Source organism: Glaciihabitans sp. dw_435 (genome assembly GCF_018449675.1).
Taxonomy (GTDB): Bacteria; Actinomycetota; Actinomycetes; order Actinomycetales; family Microbacteriaceae; genus Glaciihabitans.
In genome coordinates this window covers 1-18,401 of record NZ_JAAVUZ010000002.1, presented here as the reverse complement: position 1 = coordinate 18,401, position 18,401 = coordinate 1, and the positions used below count along the sequence as shown (strand labels likewise).

General features: G+C 68.5%; 18 protein-coding genes. 6 read left to right on the top strand and 12 right to left on the bottom strand.

Going from position 1 to position 18,401, the window contains the following annotated elements:
- Positions 1–56: 56 nt before the first annotated feature.
- Genes HB677_RS02925 through HB677_RS02890 form a run of 8 tightly spaced genes read right to left on the bottom strand, consistent with a single transcriptional unit; the run spans position 57 to position 7,666 of the window.
- Complete coding sequence (locus tag HB677_RS02925; protein WP_213814182.1) at positions 57–647, bottom strand: pyridoxal 5'-phosphate synthase; 591 nt, start codon at positions 645–647, stop codon at positions 57–59.
- Positions 644–1,426 (bottom strand): creatininase family protein, encoded by a 783-nt coding sequence (locus tag HB677_RS02920; protein ID WP_213814181.1) that lies wholly within the window; start codon positions 1,424–1,426, stop codon positions 644–646. Before HB677_RS02920 ends, HB677_RS02925 begins: the two co-directional genes overlap by 4 nt.
- Positions 1,423–2,718 carry an FAD-binding oxidoreductase gene (locus tag HB677_RS02915; protein WP_213814180.1) on the bottom strand — a complete coding sequence of 432 codons (1,296 nt, stop codon included), beginning with the start codon at positions 2,716–2,718 and terminating at the stop codon, positions 1,423–1,425. The genes HB677_RS02920 and HB677_RS02915 overlap by 4 nt, the downstream gene beginning before the upstream one ends.
- Positions 2,719–2,778: 60 nt before the next feature.
- Positions 2,779–3,540 (bottom strand): SDR family NAD(P)-dependent oxidoreductase, encoded by a 762-nt coding sequence (locus tag HB677_RS02910; protein ID WP_213814179.1) that lies wholly within the window; start codon positions 3,538–3,540, stop codon positions 2,779–2,781.
- Between the two features lie 5 nt (positions 3,541–3,545).
- Positions 3,546–4,718 carry an ABC transporter substrate-binding protein gene (locus HB677_RS02905; RefSeq protein ID WP_213814178.1) on the bottom strand — a complete coding sequence of 391 codons (1,173 nt, stop codon included), beginning with the start codon at positions 4,716–4,718 and terminating at the stop codon, positions 3,546–3,548.
- 58 nt (positions 4,719–4,776) lie between these two features.
- The gene (locus HB677_RS02900) at positions 4,777–5,622 is read right to left on the bottom strand and encodes an ABC transporter permease (protein ID WP_213814177.1); all 846 of its coding nucleotides are present in this window, start codon (positions 5,620–5,622) and stop codon (positions 4,777–4,779) included.
- Entirely contained in the window at positions 5,622–6,404 is a 783-nt protein-coding gene (locus HB677_RS02895; RefSeq protein ID WP_213814176.1) for an ABC transporter ATP-binding protein, read from the bottom strand. Before HB677_RS02895 ends, HB677_RS02900 begins: the two co-directional genes overlap by 1 nt.
- A gap of 8 nt (positions 6,405–6,412) precedes the next feature.
- Positions 6,413–7,666, bottom strand: coding sequence for an amidohydrolase family protein (locus HB677_RS02890; RefSeq protein ID WP_213814175.1), 1,254 nt, complete (start codon positions 7,664–7,666; stop codon positions 6,413–6,415).
- Between the two features lie 220 nt (positions 7,667–7,886).
- Here HB677_RS02890 and HB677_RS02885 point away from each other — a divergent pair, with 220 nt between their 5' ends.
- Positions 7,887–8,468: a helix-turn-helix domain-containing protein gene (locus tag HB677_RS02885; RefSeq protein WP_213814546.1), complete on the top strand. Its 582-nt coding sequence runs from the start codon at positions 7,887–7,889 to the stop codon at positions 8,466–8,468.
- Positions 8,465–9,424 (top strand): PDR/VanB family oxidoreductase, encoded by a 960-nt coding sequence (locus HB677_RS02880; protein ID WP_213814174.1) that lies wholly within the window; start codon positions 8,465–8,467, stop codon positions 9,422–9,424. The genes HB677_RS02885 and HB677_RS02880 overlap by 4 nt, the downstream gene beginning before the upstream one ends.
- A gap of 26 nt (positions 9,425–9,450) precedes the next feature.
- On the opposite strand, the gene HB677_RS02875 is transcribed toward HB677_RS02880, so the two are convergent.
- Complete coding sequence (locus tag HB677_RS02875; RefSeq protein ID WP_307852458.1) at positions 9,451–10,413, bottom strand: DMT family transporter; 963 nt, start codon at positions 10,411–10,413, stop codon at positions 9,451–9,453.
- A gap of 72 nt (positions 10,414–10,485) precedes the next feature.
- Here HB677_RS02875 and HB677_RS02870 point away from each other — a divergent pair, with 72 nt between their 5' ends.
- Entirely contained in the window at positions 10,486–11,037 is a 552-nt protein-coding gene (locus HB677_RS02870) for a CGNR zinc finger domain-containing protein (protein WP_213814172.1), read from the top strand.
- 21 nt (positions 11,038–11,058) lie between these two features.
- Here the strand turns inward: HB677_RS02870 and HB677_RS02865 are convergent, their stop codons facing one another.
- Complete coding sequence (locus tag HB677_RS02865) at positions 11,059–12,372, bottom strand: amidohydrolase family protein (protein ID WP_213814171.1); 1,314 nt, start codon at positions 12,370–12,372, stop codon at positions 11,059–11,061.
- A gap of 84 nt (positions 12,373–12,456) precedes the next feature.
- On the opposite strand from HB677_RS02865, the gene HB677_RS02860 reads away from it, so the two are divergent.
- Positions 12,457–13,497: an XdhC family protein gene (locus tag HB677_RS02860; protein WP_213814170.1), complete on the top strand. Its 1,041-nt coding sequence runs from the start codon at positions 12,457–12,459 to the stop codon at positions 13,495–13,497.
- A gap of 19 nt (positions 13,498–13,516) precedes the next feature.
- Here HB677_RS02860 and HB677_RS02855 read toward each other — a convergent pair whose 3' ends face one another.
- Positions 13,517–16,234, bottom strand: a complete 2,718-nt coding sequence (locus HB677_RS02855; protein ID WP_213814169.1) for a molybdopterin-dependent oxidoreductase — start codon at positions 16,232–16,234, stop codon at positions 13,517–13,519.
- Positions 16,231–17,040 carry a xanthine dehydrogenase family protein subunit M gene (locus tag HB677_RS02850; protein WP_213814168.1) on the bottom strand — a complete coding sequence of 270 codons (810 nt, stop codon included), beginning with the start codon at positions 17,038–17,040 and terminating at the stop codon, positions 16,231–16,233. Before HB677_RS02850 ends, HB677_RS02855 begins: the two co-directional genes overlap by 4 nt.
- 193 nt (positions 17,041–17,233) lie before the next feature.
- Between HB677_RS02850 and HB677_RS02845 the strand changes: the two genes are divergently transcribed.
- Both HB677_RS02845 and HB677_RS02840 read left to right on the top strand, forming a co-directional pair.
- Positions 17,234–17,866 carry a hypothetical protein gene (locus tag HB677_RS02845; protein WP_213814167.1) on the top strand — a complete coding sequence of 211 codons (633 nt, stop codon included), beginning with the start codon at positions 17,234–17,236 and terminating at the stop codon, positions 17,864–17,866.
- 2 nt (positions 17,867–17,868) lie between these two features.
- On the top strand, positions 17,869–18,345 hold the full coding sequence (locus tag HB677_RS02840) for a hypothetical protein (protein WP_213814166.1): 477 nt from the start codon (positions 17,869–17,871) through the stop codon (positions 18,343–18,345).
- The last annotated feature ends 56 nt before the right edge of the window (positions 18,346–18,401 follow it).

Here is an 18,401-nt window from a genome sequence, read left to right as displayed (position 1 = left end):
ATATTGGTACATTTGTCCAGCCTTGACGCGAAAGAGACCGACTCGGTGCGTCCGCGTTACCCGGCGAGGTAGGACATGGTCCACCGACCGGCGTCGAGCGCCCACTCGCGACGCTGACTGGCCGCGAGGGCGTTGCTCTCCCAGAAGGTCAGTCGCGTCGGGCGCACCAGGAAGCCGGTCCACGTGACGGGTTGGTCGAACCCCTCCGCGTGCGCCAGGCCGAACTCCGCCCAGCGCCGTTCCCGTTCCTCCGTCGGAAGGGCAGCGAACTCCGTGGTGTTCTGCCAGGCGAGCTGCTGCAGGTAGGGCGAGCGCGAGGCGTAGGCGCGGGCGATCTCGGCGTCCGGGGCACGCTCGGCGCGTCCCCGGATGACGATCTGTCGGGTGAAGCCCGGCCAGAGAACGGTGATCGCCACGGCAGGGTTCGCGTCGATGTGCGCGGCCTTCCGCGACAGCGCGTCGGTGTGGAAGTAGAAGCCGTTCCCGTCGAATTCACTGAGCAGCACGGTGCGGGCGTCCGCTTCGCCGCGTGAATCCACGGTGGACAGGGTGATCTGCGGACGATCCGGATCGTCGTTCGCCGGCAACCACGCGGACAGCAGGGCCCAGGGCTCTGACGGGATCGCCGGATCATCCGCCCCACTCACTGCGGAGGCTCCGCCCTGAATCTCGCAATCTCCTTCAGGGACGCGACGCCCTTGACGACCGCGCGATCGAACAGCTCCTTGCCCCACTCGGCGCTCGCGCCGGTGGCGTCGCCCACGACACCGGCGGGACCGAAGTCGTTGGAGAGCCATCCGAAGCTCACCGGACCGCCATTGAACTTGATGAACTCGAGGTCGGCCATGTGGTCCGGCACCCAGCGCTCGGCGAGCGACATGTCCACCAGTTCCGGACGCAGGTGCATGATCATGGATGTCTCGCTGTGGCCGCCGTGGATACCGAAGCCGCGTTCGTCGGGCCCATCGATGCCGTCACCGGCGGGCATGCCGCTGCCCATGAGGAACGTCCGCAGCCCGAAGCGGCGACGCAGCTCCCGCAGCGCCACCTGCAGCAGCGCGATGTTGCCGCCGTGCCCGTTGTAGAACACGATCGTCTTCGCGGGGGTGTTGGCAACCGAGCGACCGATGTCCACGACCGTCTGCATGAGCGTCTCCCAGGAGAGCCAGATCGTGCCGGGAGCCCAGTGGTGCTCGTCCGACTTCGTGTAGGCAAGCGCGGGCAGCAGCCACACGTCCTCGCCCTCGGCCGCCGCGGCCTCGACGACCGCGCGACCGAGCATGTCGGCGACCAGGTAGTCGGTGGCCAGCGGCAGGTGCGGTCCGTGGTGCTCGATGGCGCCGGTGGGCAGCACAAGGATCGAATCTTCGGTGAGGGCAGCGGATGCCGCGGGGCCGGACAGTTCGACCAGGTTCCGGGTGCTCATACGAGCTTGCCCGGGTTGAGAAGGCCGGCCGGGTCTGTGGTGGCCGCCAGGATCTTGGTGCGCTCGACCTCGTGGTCGACGTACCACTGATGTGGACTGTGCACGCCGACGCCGAGGGCCCGGAGCTTGTCGTAGCCGGCGATGACCTGGTCGGCGTTTTCGTAGACGCCGGCGAGCATGCCGATGGGGTTCTTGTGCTGGGCCTCGATGTGGAGCATGCCGCCGGGGTAGACCTCCAGTACCTCGTCGATGCGGTCGACGAGCGCGTCGCCACCAACCTCGACGTGGAAGTAGGTTCCCGGAGAGGTCTTCTGCAGCCACTCGATCGGGTGGTTATAGCTGAGGAGACTGAGCTTCATGCTCGTCTGCGGTCCCTCTCGCACGTCTTCGATACGGCCGCCGGCACCCTCGATCAGGGCTGTTGCCTCCGCTACCGCCTCAAGCGCGATGATGCCGCGGAAGCTGGCGCGGTCGGCGGGGAACGCGTCGTCCTTGGGGAGGGCATTGGTGATGACGGGCGGGTCGGCGCTCACGAGCCGCGGCGTGGGGGTCAGTTTGCCGACCTCGCGCAGCACGGAGATGGCGTCGGCGAACGTGTCGAAGGACGCGTACACCCCGCGCCAGTCCCGCAACGGTTCGAGCTTTACCGTTACCCGGGCGATGATTCCGGCAGTGCCGTAGGTGTGTACGTAGGCCTGGGCGTCGTCGCCCTCGACGTGAACGAGGGAGGCATCGGGCGAGGCGTGGATGACATCGAGAGCAACAACGAAGCCCTGGCTGTTGGAGCCGTGCTCGATCGACCCGGTGCCGCCGGAGCCGCCGGAGAGGAAGCCGCCGATGCTCGACTGGGCCGTCGACGGGTACATCCAGAGTTCCTGGCCGGTCTCTCGGGCCGCCTGCTCGAGTTGCACCATCTGGGCGCCCGCCTCGGCGACGATGTAGCCGTCGCCCACCTCGACGACCGCGCGGGCCTTGGACACGTCAAGCACGAGCCCTCCCTGCAGGGGGATGGCCTGGCCGTAGTTGCCGGTTCCCTTGCCGCGGGGCGTGATGCCGATGCCGTGGCGCACGGCAGCGGCGACGACCAAGGCAATTTCCTCCGCGGTCGTGGGGAACGCGACGAGGTCCGCGAGTCCGAGGGGGAGCTGCTCCGACAGGATCGGAGACATCTTCGCTCCGTCAACGCTGGAGCGTTCGCGGATGCGTTGGTCGCTGGAGACCCCGCGCTCGCCGAGGATCTCGACGAGCTCGGCTTCCAGCGCCGCGGTCGGGGTGGGGGAGATGGTGCTCATGATGTGTACCTTCTTGTGGTTCGTGTTCGTCGGGAGCGTGTGTTCGTGGGGCGCAGCGGGCTAGTGCATGACCATTCCGCCGGTGGCGTTGAGGGCCTGTCCGGTGAGGTAGGCGGATTCGCTTGAGGCGAGGAACAGCGCGACGTTCGCGACATCCACCGCCTCTCCCAATCGTCCGAGGGGCGAATAACCCGACCACTCGGCGATGTTCTCTTTCGTGCGTGTGGCGGCGCCCATCTCGGTGAGGATGTAGCCCGGGCAGAGCGAGTTGGCGGTGATGCCGTGGTTGCCCCACTCGAGCGCCGCGACGCGGGTGAGGGCGACGACCGCGGCCTTGGACGCCGCGTAGTGGCCCTCGCCGGCGCCACCCTTTTTGGCGGCCATGCTCGCGAGGTTGATCATGGTGCCGCCGGTGCCCGCGGCGATCATGCTGCGCGCGGCGATCTGCATCGTGGTGAGCATGGCCCGGGTGTTGATGGAGAACATCTCGTTCCAGTCGGCAACGGTGATCTCCAGGAGCGGGGAAAACTTGAGGATGCCGGCGCTGTTGACGAGAACGTCGATGCCGCCGAGATCCCAGAGGGCGGCGTGCATGGCGGAGTCGATCGCGTCCGGGTGGAGCAGATCGACCTCGTGGAACGTGCCGCCGATGTCGGCCGCGAGGCCCGTGCCTTCGGCGACCAGGCGGTCGAGGATGCTGACGTACGCACCCTCGGCCGCAAAGCGGGTGGCGATGGCGCCACCGATTCCGCGTGCCCCGCCCGTGACGACGACGCGCTTACCGGCGAGCCGATCGGTCGTCGCCACGGGAGGAGTAGTCATCGGTCTTAGAACTTGATCGACGAATCGAGGAATTCGTTGGTGAACATGTCGGCGGCGGTGAGACCGGCCTTCAGCGTCGAACCCTGGCCCGTGAAGATCGGGGTGTCGAGGTCGAGAACCGTCTTGATGCGAGCCTCGTCGAAGCTGCCCGCAACGCCGTCGGTTCCGTTGGCGGCGATCTTCAGGTCCTTCATCGTCTTGACGCCGTAGTCAGCGGTCTCGGCCGTGTAGACCCAGCCGTTGTTGTAGGCACCGACGAGGTCGATGATCAGCGCGTTGGTCTCGGTCGGGTTGTTGATGTAGTCGACGTCGGCCTGCTGCAGCACGGGAACGAGTGCGGTGAGGCAGCCCGAGAGTGCGTCCTTGTCGCCGGTGCGGATCGAGACAGCCTCCGGGTAGATCGGGTAGCCGGCGTCGTTGATCAGCTGGTAGTTGACCTTCTTGCCCCAGGCGCCGATCTCGTTCTCGTACGTGTACGGCTCAGCGGTGGCGAAGCCCTGCTGGCCGTCCTTGCCCTTGGCGGTGACGAAGTCCGCCGGGGTTCCGGTGTAGCCACCGTCGAGCACTGACTCCGGCAGCACGCCGGCGCCCTGGAGGTAGCTCATGTAGGCGGCGCCCTTGAAGTACCGAACGACTCCGCCGTCGGCCTTCAGAGCGGTTCCGAGTTCAGCGATCGTCTTGACGTCGGGGTAGGTGGCCGGGTCCCACATGATCATCTGGGGAGAGATCTGGTTCTCGGCGAACACGGCTGTCGTCTGCAAAGTTGCCGAGTTCTGGATGGCCTCGTCGGTGGAGACGTAGCCGAGCGTAATGTCGGGGTCCTGGTACATCTGGGCGCTGACCGAGCTGTACCCGATGGCGGGTCCACCGGCGCGAACCTCAACCTTGACACCGGTGGACTTGCCACCGGACATCAGGTCGCCGGTCACTGTCTTCTTCTCCGAGTCGATGACCGGGTTCGGTCCGACGAGTTCGTAGGCGTGGCCGTGGTCGGCCTCCGGGTTCCAGTCCGTCTGGATGACGACGGTGGCCGGGCACCCGGCAGCCTTGAGGTCGACGGCCGCTGCCGCCGACGTCGTGGTCGGGGCAGAAGGTGTGCTGGTGGAGCAGGCGCTCAGCGCGGCAGCGGCGACGACAACAAGGCCGATCGACATGAACACGCGGGACTTTTTGGGCATGGTTACTCCGTTTTCTAGGGACTGCTGTGTGTGGGAAGGGCCGTGCGGACAGAGAAAATCAGTTGAAGTCGTACCACTTGCCGATCGCGAGGCGACCGAGCAAACCGAAGACCAGGAACACCACGACGCCGAGAAGTGACGCGGCGATGATCGTGGCAAACGTGTCGGATCCCTGCAGGCGGGAGTTGTAGAGCTGGATGAGCACTCCGAGTCCGCCGGCACCGCGCTGGAAGAACTGGTCTCCCACGATCGCGCCGATGACCGAGAGGCCGGCCGCGTTGCGCAGGCCGACGAAGATCAGGGGCAGCGCGGCGGGGAACTGGAGCTTCGTGAGCACCGTCCAGCGCGACGCCCCCTGCAGCTTGAACAGTTCGCGCTGTGCGCGGTCGGCCGATTGCAGTCCGAAGAGCGTGTTCGACACCAGCGGGAACAGCGCGATCATCGTCGTGACGATCACACGGGACGGGAAGCCGTAGCCGTACAACGATCCGATCAGCGGCACGAGCGCGAGGATCGGGACGCACTGCAGAATCACCGCGTAGGGAAAGAGTGAACGCTCCGCCCACTTCGCCTGCGACATGATGACAGCCCAGGTCATGCCGATCACGATCGCAATGACGAGCCCGGTCAGCATGACTGCCGTCGTGTTGCCGATCGCCTCGAACAGGTCGGGGCGGCGCTTCGCGTCGAGGAACAGCGATTCGAAGACCTTGTGCGGGTACGGCACCAGGAAGCTGAGCTCCTGCACCTTGTCGTAGTACCAGGCAACCGTGTACCAGATGCCGATGAGCACGGCGAAGACGGCAACGGGCTGCCACCACGACATGCGGGACGCGAGGCTGCGGCGGGCGGTCGGACGCTTCGCGGGGGCGGATGTCGCGGGGGAGCCGATCACGGTGGCCATCAGTGGTGCCCCTCTCGGAGTGCGTGGGAGACTTCGCCGACGAGGGCGGCAAACTCCGGGGTGAAGCGAATGTCGGGGTCGCGGGGCATGGAGAACGGAACGTCGAAGGTCTTCACGATGCCGCCGGGCCGGCCAGACATCACGACGACCTTGGTGGAGAGGTAGACGGCCTCCGACACCGAGTGGGTGATGAACAATCCGGCGAACTGCTTTTCGACGAAGAGTCGCAGCAGTTCGTCGTTGAGACGCTCGCGCGTGATTTCGTCGAGTGCGCCGAACGGTTCGTCGAAGAGGAACAGTTCCGGCTCGAGGGTGAGCGAGCGGGCGAGGGACGCGCGCATGCGCATTCCGCCCGAGAGCTGCTTGGGCAGGTTCTTCTCGAACCCGGTCAGCCCCACGAGGTCGATGGCCTCCTTCGCCTTGGCGGCGCGGTCCTTCGACTTGACGCCGTGCAACTCGGCAAGCAGCTCCACGTTCGCCTGCACCGTGCGCCAGGGCAGGAGGGTCGCGTCCTGGAACACGTAGCCGATGCGATTGGTCTCCACCGTGGCCGTGCCCTCCGAGGCGCTCTCGAGTCCGGAGGCGATGCGCAGGAGTGTGCTCTTTCCGCAGCCCGAGGGGCCGACGACGGTCACAAACTCACCCCGCTTGACCGTGAGATCGACGCCCTGCAGGGCGATGGTGCCGTTGGGGAACTGCATGGCGACGTTGCGGAAGTCGAGGAGGACATCGCTGGTCGGGGTCGCAGTGGATGACGATCGTGCGGGAGCTGTAACCGACATGGACAGCATCACCTCGTTTCCAGGAGAGTGGGCGGGGAGTACGGTGCGGGGGCCGCGACGGCGTAGGTCACGGTGCTGTGGGCGACGAGTCGCCCTGCGTGGATCACAAATCGGTCGGCGGAGGCGTTGGCGATCACGTCGGACAGCCCCGTGCCGCGCACGGCAAGCAGTTCTGCCTTCGCCCCGACGATGGGTCCCGCGACGGGTAGGGACATGACCGACCGCGACCCCGCGCTCACCATCGAGTACGCCTCGTCGAGCGTGAGGTGTCCGGCGGTAACCAGCAGCGATGCCGTCTCCAGCGCGTCACTGCGGCCGACCGGGTTGAACGGGTCCCGCACGTTGTCGGCGCCGGCACCCACACGGACACCCGCATCGAGAAGCGCCCGCAGAGCGGTGAGCCCCCGCGGCGTCGAGACGGGGTGCTGCCAGCCCTGGAGGTACAGGTTGGTGATCGGCAGCGAAATGATGCCTATGTCGGAGGCACGGATCGCAGTGATCACCTCGTCAAGTTCTGCGGTATCGAGGGTTCCCAGGCGCACGCAGTGACCCGCGGAGGCCGGCTGCGTCGCGGGCCAGTCACGCACGATCCGGGCAAACTCCAGCAGCGTGGTCTGGCCCTCGAGCGCCTCATCGGTGTGGATATCCACGCCGACCCCACGCCGTTCGGCGATCTCGAGCAGGCGGGCGAGGTCGGCAATCGGGTCTTCGGCGAGGTGCGGGGCGCCGCCCACGAGGTCGACCCCGAGGTCGAGGGCAAGCTCCACGCGGTCGGAGGGGACGAACGGACCCGCGAGCGCGACGAGCTCGATGTCCATCAGGTCGCGCAGTTCCTCGCGCACCCGCACGAGCGCCTCGACGCCGCGCATCGGCTCGTCGCCGGTGAGAACGTCAACGTGGCAGCGGATGGCGGTGATGCCGTTGCGCAGCATCGTCAGAGCCTGCTCGCGTGCACGGTCGGCGATGGACTCGACGGTCATCACGGCCGAGTACTCCTGCCACGAGCGGATCGCCAGTCCCAGGTCGCCCATGGGCGGGTTGATCAGGTCCCAGGACAGCGCCTTGTCGAGATGGGCGTGTGGTTCGGCCGGCGCGGTCAGCAGCACAAACCCGGTGAGGTCGAGCGTGGCATCCGGATCCGCGTCGGGTGCATCTCCCGCGGGAAGCACGGACACGACCGTGTCGCCAGCGATTTCGACATCGCAGAGCGAGCCGTCGGACAGGAGGGCACCCCGCAGCAGCGAGATCGGGCGGGGGAGCAAGGTGGCGATGGCGAGACTCCGGGATCTAGGTCAAAATGTTGATGTGATCAACATCTTGAATCTAGGGACGTTGCGTTTCGGCCATGTAACGTCGTCATTTCCATGTATTAATTACCGGCGGACGCCTGCAGCAGTCGTCCCGGCCGGCGTGATACAGCTATAGCCCCGGCATTTACCCCGGCAGCCCCACCCACCACCTCAGGAGTACCCCGTCAGCGCGATCAAGTCCGCCGTCGACCGACAGGCCGAGCTGATCGGCGCCCGCATTCGCGTGCTGCGCCGCGCTCGTGGACTGACGCTCGTGCAGCTGGCAGACCTGGCCGAGCTCTCGCACCCGTTCATCAGCCAGCTCGAACGTGGCCTCGCCCGCCCGAGCATGGTGTCGATGGAGAAGATCGCCCGAGCCCTCGGCAGCAGCCAGCTCGAACTGATGGAAGCCGCCGACGACGGGGCCGATGATCCCGATCAGCCGTCCGTGGTGCTCGTGCGGGCCAATGAGGGCACCGTCGGGCCCTACGGCAAGGGCGAGGGCCGACTGCTCGTGCACGGCAAGCGCCACTTTCATCCCATGGAGTTCCGGGCGAACAACACCGACCCGGGCGAGTACTACACGCACGCTGAGGACGAGTTCGTTCACGTGCTCGAGGGCCGCGTGGCCGTCGACCTGAAGGGCGAGGGCATCTTCGAGCTCGGGGTCGGCGACTCGATCTACTACGAGGGCGGCACCGCCCACCGGTGGGGCGCCCTCGATGAGGCCGGATACCGCATGTTCGTTGTCAAAGAGAAACCAGAGCTTCTATGAGTCACCTGCACGATGGCGAGTTCGACACGGTCGTGGTGGGGCGCACTCGCGCCGCGGACGGCGTCGACTTCTTCGAACTCGGCGGCGTCGATGGCGCGGCCCTGCCCGCGTGGACCCCCGGGTCTCACATCGACGTGGTGCTGCCCAGCGGCGACGAACGCCAGTACTCGCTGAGTGGACGGGCGGATGCCCCGACCTGGCGTCTCGGCGTACTACGCGAGACTGCGGGCCGCGGTGGCTCCGCGTGGGTGCACGATTCCGTCGCCGTCGGTGACACCCTGCGCGTCCGCGGGCCCCGGAATCACTTCGCCTTCACCCCCACGCCCGGATCGCGCTATCTCTTCCTCGCCGGAGGCATCGGCATCACGCCGATCGCACCCATGGTCGCGGCGGCGGCCGCCGCCGGCGCCGACTTCACGGTGGCCTACCTGGGACGCTCCCGCTCGACGATGGCGCTCGCCGCGGAGCTGGAGCGGGATTATCCCGGGCACGTCTCGATTCACGCCGCCGATGAGGGTGCGCGGCTGGACCTGGCCGCGCTGTTCGCCTCGCTCGACCCCGGCACCACCATTTACTGCTGCGGGCCTACCCGCCTCATCGACGCCGTTGAGTCGGCGCTCGAGTCATCCGACCATCACCTGCATGTCGAGCGGTTTGCGGCGCGCGCGCTGGAGACGCCCCTGCTGGATGAACCGTTCGAGGTCGAGCTCGCCTTCACGGGCACCACGCTGACGGTGCCACCGGGGCGCAGCATTCTCGATGTCGTCGAGGAGAGCGGCGTGCTCGTGCTGTCGAGCTGCCAGGAGGGAACCTGCGGAACCTGCGAGACGCAGGTGATCTCGGGCGAAGTGGACCACCGCGACTCGATCCTCACGCCCGAGGAGCGTGCGGACAACACCGTGATGTACATCTGCGTGTCCCGGGCCGCGTGCCCGCGGCTGGTGCTCGAGCTGTAACCCGGGCGACCGCCGGAGGGCTCTCGCTACGGTGTTGGCTGCGGCACGGCGGGCGTTGCCGCCGGGGCGACGTGCCCGTCCACTGCGGACGTGTCTTTCGCGCTGCGCACCAGCGCGATGCCGGCGAGGATGAGCGCGCCGCCGACGAGCTGAATCACGGTGATGTTTTCACCGAGCAGCAGCCACGCGTAGAACGTCGCCGCGATGACCTCGAGCAGTCCGGCGAACGAGGCGAGGCGGGACCCGAGGATTGCGCTCGCCGTGATGTTCGCGGTGTACGCGACGGCGGTGGCGACAACGCCGACGATCACCAGGGGGATCCACCACGGCTGCTCGGCGCCGAACATCCGCACGGTGGTGAAGGGCGCGGTGAACGGAACCAGGCCGGTCAACCCCACCAGCCACAGGGCGCCGCCACCCAGCAGCAGCCCGAACGAGGCGAGCGCGACCGGCGGGAGTCCGTCGTTGGGGCGGGCGGCAATCACGTAGTAGATCGCGCAGCCGACCATTGCGAGGAGGGCGAAGACAAGGCCGAGCACGTCCGCTCCTCCGGCGGGCCCGACGACGAGCACGAGGCCCGCCACGGCGACGACGCTGCCGGCCAGGACGACGACCTCGGGGAGGCGGCGGGAGCGGGCCCAGACGAAGAGCACGAGCAGGATGGGCGCCATGTACTCGAGCAGCACGGCCGTGCCGATGGGGATGCGCTGCAGGGAGGCAAAGTAGGCCAGTTGTGTGCCCGCGACGCCGATCAGGCCCATTCCGAGCACTCGCCAGCGGCCGCGCCACAGGGCATTCCAGTTGCCCCGCAGACTGAGGACGGCGATGGGGCTGAGGACGACCCCACCGATGAGGGCGCGGGCGGTCACGGCGGCCGCGGGGCTCCAGCCCGACTCGAGCAGCGGCTTGACGAGCGCACCGGATGCGCCGAACGTGAGCGCGGCGATGACGGCGATGACGAGGCCGGTGGTGACGGATGTACGCTGCACGCGGGCTCCCTGGCTCGTGGGTTGAACTGCTCCTGAGTGCGACGTTAGTATCGTCGTGAGTAAGGAGTCAAATTGCATTTTGCCCCTGACACGATTGACAGCCTCGAGTTCACGGTGACGCTCGTGAATACGCTCGCCGGCGCGACCAAGAGCGGCCTCGACGAGCTGCGCACGCCGGAGCTCCTGACCGCTTTCTTGGACAAAGTCAGATTCTCCGGACGCTTCGACCGCGACGAGAAGGAACTCGCCGAGGTACTCGAGGCACGCGCCCTGTTTCGCCGACTGTGGACGATGCCGCGGGACGAGGCAGTCCTCGAGGTGAATGCCATGCTGCGGGATGCCTCTGCGCCGCAGTTGGTTCGCCACGACGCCCTCGACTGGCACCTGCACGCCACCGAACCGACGGCACCGCTCAGCGAGCGGATTCGCGTCGAGGTGGCGCTCGCCCTCGTGGATGTGATCCGCACCGATGAGAGCTCGCGGCTGCGCGAGTGCGCGGCCGCCGACTGCGACGGGATCCTCCTCGACCTGTCGCGCAACGGCTCCAAGCACTACTGCAGCGTGCGGTGCGGCAATCGGATGAACATGATCGCGTTCCGGGAGCGCGCGGCGCTCACGGAGTGATCGCCCGGTGGTTCGTGCGGGCTACTTCGTGAGGCGTTCCCCGAGGGTCGCGACCAGCTCGCGTTCATCGGCGTTCACGAGCGCGTAGTCGCGCACCACCACGCGCCCCGCGACAACAACGTGCTTTGGGCGACGCCCGGGCGAGGCCCAGAGCAGGCCCGCGATGGGGTCGGCGACTCCGGCATCGGCGACGCCCGAGACATCCCACACGCACAGATCGGCTGCGGCACCCGCGCGCAGGTGTCCGAGCTCTGGGCGGCCGAGGCCCGCGGCGGAGCCGGCCATGCTCATGCCCAGCACCTCCCGCGCCGTCAGCGCCGGACCGACGAGGGGCGCAACCTGCATCGCGAGACGGGCGTCGGCGAGCAGGTGCCCGGCATCGTTGCTTCCGCCGCCGCTGGTGCCGAGGCCCACCGGGATGCCGGCGGCGCGGAGGGCCGCGACCGGCGCGATTCCCCAGCCCATGGGGAGATCGCACCCCGGTGCGTGAGTCGCGGTGACCCCGGCGGTGGCGAGGCGGGAGATCTCGTCATCGGTCACGGCCACCAGGTGCGCGATGGTGACGTCGGGGGCGAGCCATCCCCACTCCTCCAGCAGGTCGAGCGGACGCTTACCGTACCTGTCGAGGGCGATCACCACGTCGACCTGCTCGTTTGCCTGGGTGCGTCGGCGCAGCCCGTGGCGGGCGGCGACCTCGCCGAGCAGCTCGAAGGTCTCGCGGCTGTCGCTGTGTACGCCGGCGGGGCCGACGGCGAGCTGCAGCATGCCGTCGGCGCTGACTCCACCGGTGACGCCCGGCAGCAGCGCGGCGATGATCGCTTCGGCGGAGGCGGCGGCCTCCTGCGGGTCATCCCGCGCAGACCCGCGCACAAACGCGATGCGGCCGCCGAGTGCCCGGGCCGCGTCCGTCGTGGCGCGGGCGATCGCCACGGTGTCGCCCGCGTTCGGCCAGTTCAGGTGGTGGTCGGCAACCGTGGTGACGCCGCTCAGCAGTCCCTCCGCGACGCCGACCGAGGCGGAGGCGTGGGCGAGGCTCGCGTCGATTCCCGCGCGGGCGTAGGCGGCAGCCATGGTCGGGAGCCACTCGGCCATGGGCACGCCGCGGGTTCCGGGAAGGGTGCGGAAGGCGCTCTGCAGCAGGTGGTGGTGAGCGTTGACGAGTCCCGGGGTGACAACGCAGCCCGAGGCATCCAGAGTCTCGCTCTCCTGCGTCCCGCCCGGGGCCGCGGCAGCACCGGCGGGCCCGACGACGAGCCCACCGTCGAGCACCAGGTCACCCTCGGTTTCGGTGGTCTCGTCGATGAGGATGCGGGTGGCGCCGGTGATGGTGAGCATGCTGCGTTTCTAGCACCCCCGTGTGTCAGGCTCGTGTCGGATTCGGGCAATCTCCCCGTAACGTCGATGTGTCAGGCTGGGATCATGTTTGAGATCGCCGACCGCCTGCTCGCCGCGCTGGACCGCGGGGTTCCCCTGGCCGTCGCGACCGCCGTATCGATTCAGGGCAGCGCCCCGCGCACGGTCGGCACCTCCATGGCGTACGACGGCGCGGCCGTGATCGGCAGCATCGCGGGCGGCTGCGTCGAGGGCGCGGTCGTCGGCGCCTGCGAGGAGGTGCTGGACGACGGGATGACCCGGACCGTCGAGTACGGCGTCAGCGACGAGATGGCCTACGGGGTTGGGCTGACCTGCGGTGGCCAGCTGCGCATCACCGTGCAGCTCGTGACGAAGGATTCACCGGTCGCCGCCCAGCTGCGCGAGGCGGTCGCCGGTCGCGTGGCGGGGATCGCGACGATCGTTGACGGCGGCGAGGACGGGGTGGCAACCACCGCCACCACCACGTTCGATCGTCGCATCGATGCGGAGCTCACGGCCCGCGTCTCGCTGGGCGAGAGTGCCCTGACGATCGTCGACTGCGATTCCGAGCTGGTCGAGGTGTTCTTCGAGGTGTCGTCCGCGCCGCCGCGGATGATCATTTTCGGGGCGATGGAGTTCTCGGCGGCGCTCGCCGCGGCATCCACTGTCCTCGGCTATCGCGTGACGGTGTGTGACCCGCGCGAACTCTTCACGACGGCGCAGCGGTTCCCGGGCGCCGAGACGGTGGTGTCCTGGCCCACGACCTATCTGGCGCAGACCGAGGTCGACGAGCGCACGGTCATCGCGATCCTGAGCCACGACTCCCGGTTCGACGCGGAACTCGTCGACATCGCACTCGGGCTGCCGGCGGCGTTCGTCGGGGCGATGGGCTCCCGCCGCACGCACGACCGCCGCATCGCGTCCCTGCGTGAGCGCGGGGTGAGCGAGGACCGCATTGCGCGGCTGCACTCGCCCATCGGTCTCGACCTCGGCGCGAGCACGCCGGAGGAGACGGCGATCTCGATCCTCGCCGAGGTCGTGGCGACCCGCACGCGGTCGACGGCGGCCTCCCTCGCCCGCACCGAGGGCACGATCCACCGCATCTAACCCCCGTTCCGGGGGTGGGTCAGGCCAGGTGCGGGTTGCGGACCGGCAGGCCCGAGGTGAGGCGCCAGAGGCGGTCGCGGGACATCGGCAGCTCGAACGGACGGGTGCCGATCGCGTCCCGGATCGCGTTCGCGAGGGCCGGCGCCACCGGGTTATAGGGCGCCTCGCTCATCGACTTGGCTCCGAGCGGCCCGGTCACGTCGTGCGTCTCGGCGAAGAACACCTCGGTGTCCGGGATATCCGCCATTTGCGGCACGTGATAGTTGCGGAACGCCGCGGTGAGCACGGTTCCCTCGCCGTCGAGGATGACCTCCTCGTAGAGGGCTGTGCCAATGGCCTGGGCGGTCCCACCCTCGATCTGGCCGCGCAGCTGTTCCGGGTTGAGCACGTTCCCGGCATCCGCTGCCTGAACCGACTGCAAAATGCGCACCTCGCCACTGGCCGTGTCCACCGCGACCCGGAACGCGTGCGCGTTGAACGCGACCGTACGCGGGGTGCCGTCGTGGTACCCGATGGCGACGAGCGGGCCGGATTCCAGCAGCTCAGCGGCCGTCACCAGGCGGTCGCCCGACCGCACCCCGTCGGCCTCGACGACGCCGTCCGGGAAGCCGAGTGACGCGGCACGTTCGACCATGAGCGCGTTGAGGGACGTGGATGCCGCGTGCAGCGCCTTGCCCGCCACGACGACGCCCGCCGACCCGAACGCGCCCGTGTCATGCCCGACGATGTCGGTGTCCGATTGGCGAATGCTCACCCGGTCGACGGTGGTGTTCAACGCGGACGCCGCCAGCTGCGTGTGGACGGTGGTGGTTCCGTTGCCGAACTCGGCCGTGCCCACCCCGATGTCGTAGCGTCCGCCGGGCTGCAGCGCGATCGTGGTGTCCGCGAAGTGTCCGCGCGGAGGCATCGAGGCGATCATTGCCAGTCCCATGCCGGATCCCACCCGCCAGGTCGGCCCGGTAGGCGCGTCGAGTCCGCGGCCGCTGGACAGCGCCGTCTCGACGAGGTCGAGGCACTGGTCGAGCCCGTAGCTGCCGTAGAGCAGGTCGGATTCCTCCTCGACGGCGTGCCCGATCATCGGGTCGCCGGGGACGATGGTGTTGATCCGCCGCATCTCGAACGGGTCGATGCCGAGGGTGCGGGCGAGTTCGTCCATAGCCGACTCGACCGCGAAGATGACCTGCCCGAGACCGTATCCGCGGAAGGCGCCCGAGGGCGGGTTGTTGGTGTACACCGACTGCGCGTCGACGCGCTTGTTCGCGCAGCGGTACAGCGCGATCGACTCACCGATGCTGTGGAACATGACGCCGATCGAGTGGTTGCCGTAGGCACCGGCGTCCATCAGCTGGTCGACGGAGAACGCCGTGAGCACGCCGTCGCTCGAGGCGCCCAGCGTGACGTTAATGCGCATGGGGTGGCGCACCGGCACGATCCGGAACTGGTCCTCGCGCGTCAGCTCGTACTGAACCGCGCGGCCCGTGCGCAGCACCGCGAGGGCGACGAGGTCCTCGGTCAGCAGCTCCTGCTTGCCGCCGAACCCGCCACCGACGCGGGCAGCGAACACCCGCACCGTGTCGCGCTCCAGCCCGAAGATGTGGCACAGCTCGTCGCGCACGAGGTAGGGCACCTGGCTCGAGGTCCGCAGAACCAGGCGGCCCTCCTTGTCGAGCCAGCCGCGCGTGCCGTGGGTTTCGAGGGCCGCGTGCGAGATGCGCTGGGTGGTCCAGGTGCCGGACACGGTGGCAGCGGATGCCTCGAGCGCGGCCTCCACGTCGCCGATGTGTCCGTGGGCCTCCGCAACCGTGTTGCGCGTGGGATCACCGATGCGGGATTCTTCTCCCTTCTCGGCGTGCAGCTGGGGAGCTCCCGGGGCGCGGGCGACGTCCGGATCGAAGACCGCGGGCAGCACCTCGTACTCGACGGCGATGACCTTCACCGCCAGCTGCGCGAGGGCGACGGTGTCCGCGACGACGGCGGCCACGCGCTGGCCGCGGAACCGCAGCACCGGGTCCATGACGAGGGTGTCGTCCGGGTCATCCGTTCGGTGCTCGTGTCGTCCGGTGGAAAAGAGCACACCGGGGGAGTCGAGGTGGGTGAGAACGAGCTGCACGCCCTCCATCGCCTCGGCCGCCGAGGTGTCGATGGAGAGGATGCGGGCGTGTGCGTGCGGGCTGCCGAGAATGGCGAGGTGCAGCAGGCTCGTGGTCTTCAGATCGAGGGTGTACTCCTCGCGTCCGGTGGCGATCCTCATGCCGGCGGGAGCGCGAACCGAACTTCCCGCGGCCTGCCCTGCCGCGGCGTGGTCGGTGTTGGTGACCCCGCAGATCGCGTCCTTGATGGAGCGGTACCCGGTGCAGCGGCAGATGTTGCCCTTCATGAGGCGCGGCAGGTCGTCCTTGTCCTCCTCGGTGAAAGTGGACGCCGTGACGATCATTCCCGCGGTGCAGAACCCGCACTGGAACCCGGCGGCATCGACGAAGCTCTGCTGCAGGGGGTGGGGGTGCTCGGGCGTTCCGAGGCCCTGCACCGTGGTGACCTGTGCGCCCTCGAGGCGATGCGCGGGGTAGATGCAGGAGTGCACGGGTTCGCCGCCGACGAGCACCGAGCACGCGCCGCAGTCCCCGGCGTCACAGCCCTTCTTGACCTCGAAGTGGTCGAGTCCGCGCAGCACCGTGCGCAGCACCTGCCCGGGCAGGGGAGTGGTCTCGACGCTCTCGCCGTTGATCTCGAATTTCATGCAATGCCGCCCAGCTCGATACGAATCTCCTCGGCAAACTTCGCGCTCATCGCGTGCCGCCAGTCGGGGGCGCCGTGGGCGTCGGAGTACCACTCGTGGATGCTCGCGACCGCCGAGGCGAGGGCGCCCCGGTCGGGAAGTTCGTCGAAGCGCAGCTGACGCGGCCGGTAGGTGCCGCCCGAGATCGTGACGACGAGGGAGCCGTCGGCGTCGAGCCGGCCAATCACGAGAGTGCCCGTGCGGCCGAGGGTCGAGAGCGCGATGCGCCGGAATGCCGTGCGCGACCGCAGGTTCTCGAGCGGGTATTCGATGGCACGCAGGATCTCGCCGGGTGCCAGCTCGTTCTCCCGCACACCGGTGACGAAGCTCGCGATGGGCATGCGGCGTTCGTGACCGTCGATGGTCCAGATCACCGCCGTGGCGTCGAGCGCGGCCGCGAGGGAAATCATCGGGCCGGCGGGCAGGGACGTACAGATGTTGCCGCCCACCGTGGCAACGTTCCAGATCTTGAATGAGGCAAGCAGCGAGTTCACGCATTGCGAGATGAGTGGATGCGCCGTCCAGCCGTCCTGCGCCGGAAGTCGCGAAAACTCGGCGATCGTGCAGGTCGCCGCGACCACGAGGTTCTCGTCGGTCACCTCGATGGGCTGCCAGCCGAGGCCGGTGAGGTCCACGAGGCCGGTGATGCCCTCCTGCACCTCGGAGAACAGCCACGTACCACCGCCCAGCGGGATCTCCCCGGGCGCGAACGAGATCTCCTCGCGCGTGCGGGGAACGCGAATCTCGCGAACGGTGATGAGGTCCATCGTTCGAGTCAACATCATGGATGTGACGGACGTGTAACGCAGGCACTCGCCACGCCGGGGGCGGTGGCGCCGGTGCCCGCACATCCCAGCAAACAGGCGGGGGAGGCATCCGCTCAATTGGTGAATCGTACGGTTCACTCGCGCCGGCCGGGCGTCATCCTTGTGCGGTCGGACAGTCGGCGATACTTGAGGGGTGAGTAAAGACCCCGAAGACGACGCCCTCAGCTGGGGTGACGAGAGCGACCCGACGCACATCGAAGCGCCGGAGCCCGCAGTTCCCCGCAGCACTCCGGCAGAACGCCGGGCAGCGCGCCGCGCGGCCATCGCCGCCGAGGATGCCGCCGTTGCCGCGCGCACTCCCGGGGCAACAATCGACACCGCCGGAAGCGGCCACGACCACCACGCGCACGGCACTGCGGCGACGTCCGCCGGAAAGCCCGCCGGAGAGTCCACCGACCCGACCGACCGCGACACCGACGCTGATGACGACCTCGACCTCGACACCGTCGACGAAGACGACGAGTCCGACACCGCCGCGGCGCCCATGAACTCGTTCGTGCTGCTGGTGATCGGAATCCTCTCGGGCGTCTACCTGCTCTACACGATCGGATGGGTCGTCACCCTGCAGCGGGCGACCGACATCCTGCCGAGTGCGCTCGACCAGTTCATGGCCCAGCTGCGCCTGTACCTCGCGATCGTCGCGCCCGCCGCCTGGCTCGGCGCCGCCCTCCTTCTCACCCGCGGACGCCGCAGCGTCGTCCGCATCCTCGCACTGCTGCTCGGGGCCCTGGTGCTCGTGCCGTGGTCCTTCGTTCTGGGGGCGTAAGCATGTCCGACAACACACCCCGCGAGCGGGACGTCGACCCGACGGCCACCGCCGGCAGCGCGCTCGACGCGGGCAGCGAGCTCGACACCGACACCGAGTTCGACCCGTCCGATTCCGGGACGCCCGCCCGCCGTGGCATCCGCTCCGGCTGGTTCTCGTCCCTCATCGCCGTGCTGTTCGGCATCGTCTACGCGTACTACCTCTGGGACGCCATCCGCTCGATGGTCGAGCTGCCCAAGAACTACACGGACCTGGGATTGACGACGGCGGATGTCCCGTGGTGGCTGCTCATCGTCGGTGTCGCCGTCCCGCCCGTCGTCTACCTGCTGGCGTTCCTCATTGGCCGTCGACATGGCGTCGCCACGAAGGCACTGGTCTTCTTCGCCGGCCTCGCGACGGTCGCTGCCCTCGGCCTCGCGGTGATCGCCGTCGGGTCCCGCGTGCTCACGACCCTCCTCGGACCGGCCGGCGGCCTGTAGACACTCGGGGGAGGGCCCCGCCATCCCGCCGGTGGATCCGGGCGAGTCCGGCGCTA

Coding starts and splice junctions, on each gene's coding strand:
- HB677_RS02855 (WP_213814169.1), bottom strand. CDS start 16,234: ATGAAATTCGAGATCAACGGCGAGAGCGTCGAGACCACTCCCCTGCCC.
- HB677_RS02905 (WP_213814178.1), bottom strand. CDS start 4,718: ATGCCCAAAAAGTCCCGCGTGTTCATGTCGATCGGCCTTGTTGTCGTC.
- HB677_RS02920 (WP_213814181.1), bottom strand. CDS start 1,426: ATGAGCACCCGGAACCTGGTCGAACTGTCCGGCCCCGCGGCATCCGCT.
- HB677_RS02910 (WP_213814179.1), bottom strand. CDS start 3,540: ATGACTACTCCTCCCGTGGCGACGACCGATCGGCTCGCCGGTAAGCGC.
- HB677_RS02865 (WP_213814171.1), bottom strand. CDS start 12,372: ATGCTCACCATCACCGGCGCCACCCGCATCCTCATCGACGAGACCACC.
- HB677_RS02850 (WP_213814168.1), bottom strand. CDS start 17,040: ATGGACCTCATCACCGTTCGCGAGATTCGCGTTCCCCGCACGCGCGAG.
- HB677_RS02900 (WP_213814177.1), bottom strand. CDS start 5,622: ATGGCCACCGTGATCGGCTCCCCCGCGACATCCGCCCCCGCGAAGCGT.
- HB677_RS02860 (WP_213814170.1), top strand. CDS start 12,457: ATGTTTGAGATCGCCGACCGCCTGCTCGCCGCGCTGGACCGCGGGGTT.
- HB677_RS02895 (WP_213814176.1), bottom strand. CDS start 6,404: ATGTCGGTTACAGCTCCCGCACGATCGTCATCCACTGCGACCCCGACC.
- HB677_RS02880 (WP_213814174.1), top strand. CDS start 8,465: ATGAGTCACCTGCACGATGGCGAGTTCGACACGGTCGTGGTGGGGCGC.
- HB677_RS02915 (WP_213814180.1), bottom strand. CDS start 2,718: ATGAGCACCATCTCCCCCACCCCGACCGCGGCGCTGGAAGCCGAGCTC.
- HB677_RS02840 (WP_213814166.1), top strand. CDS start 17,869: ATGTCCGACAACACACCCCGCGAGCGGGACGTCGACCCGACGGCCACC.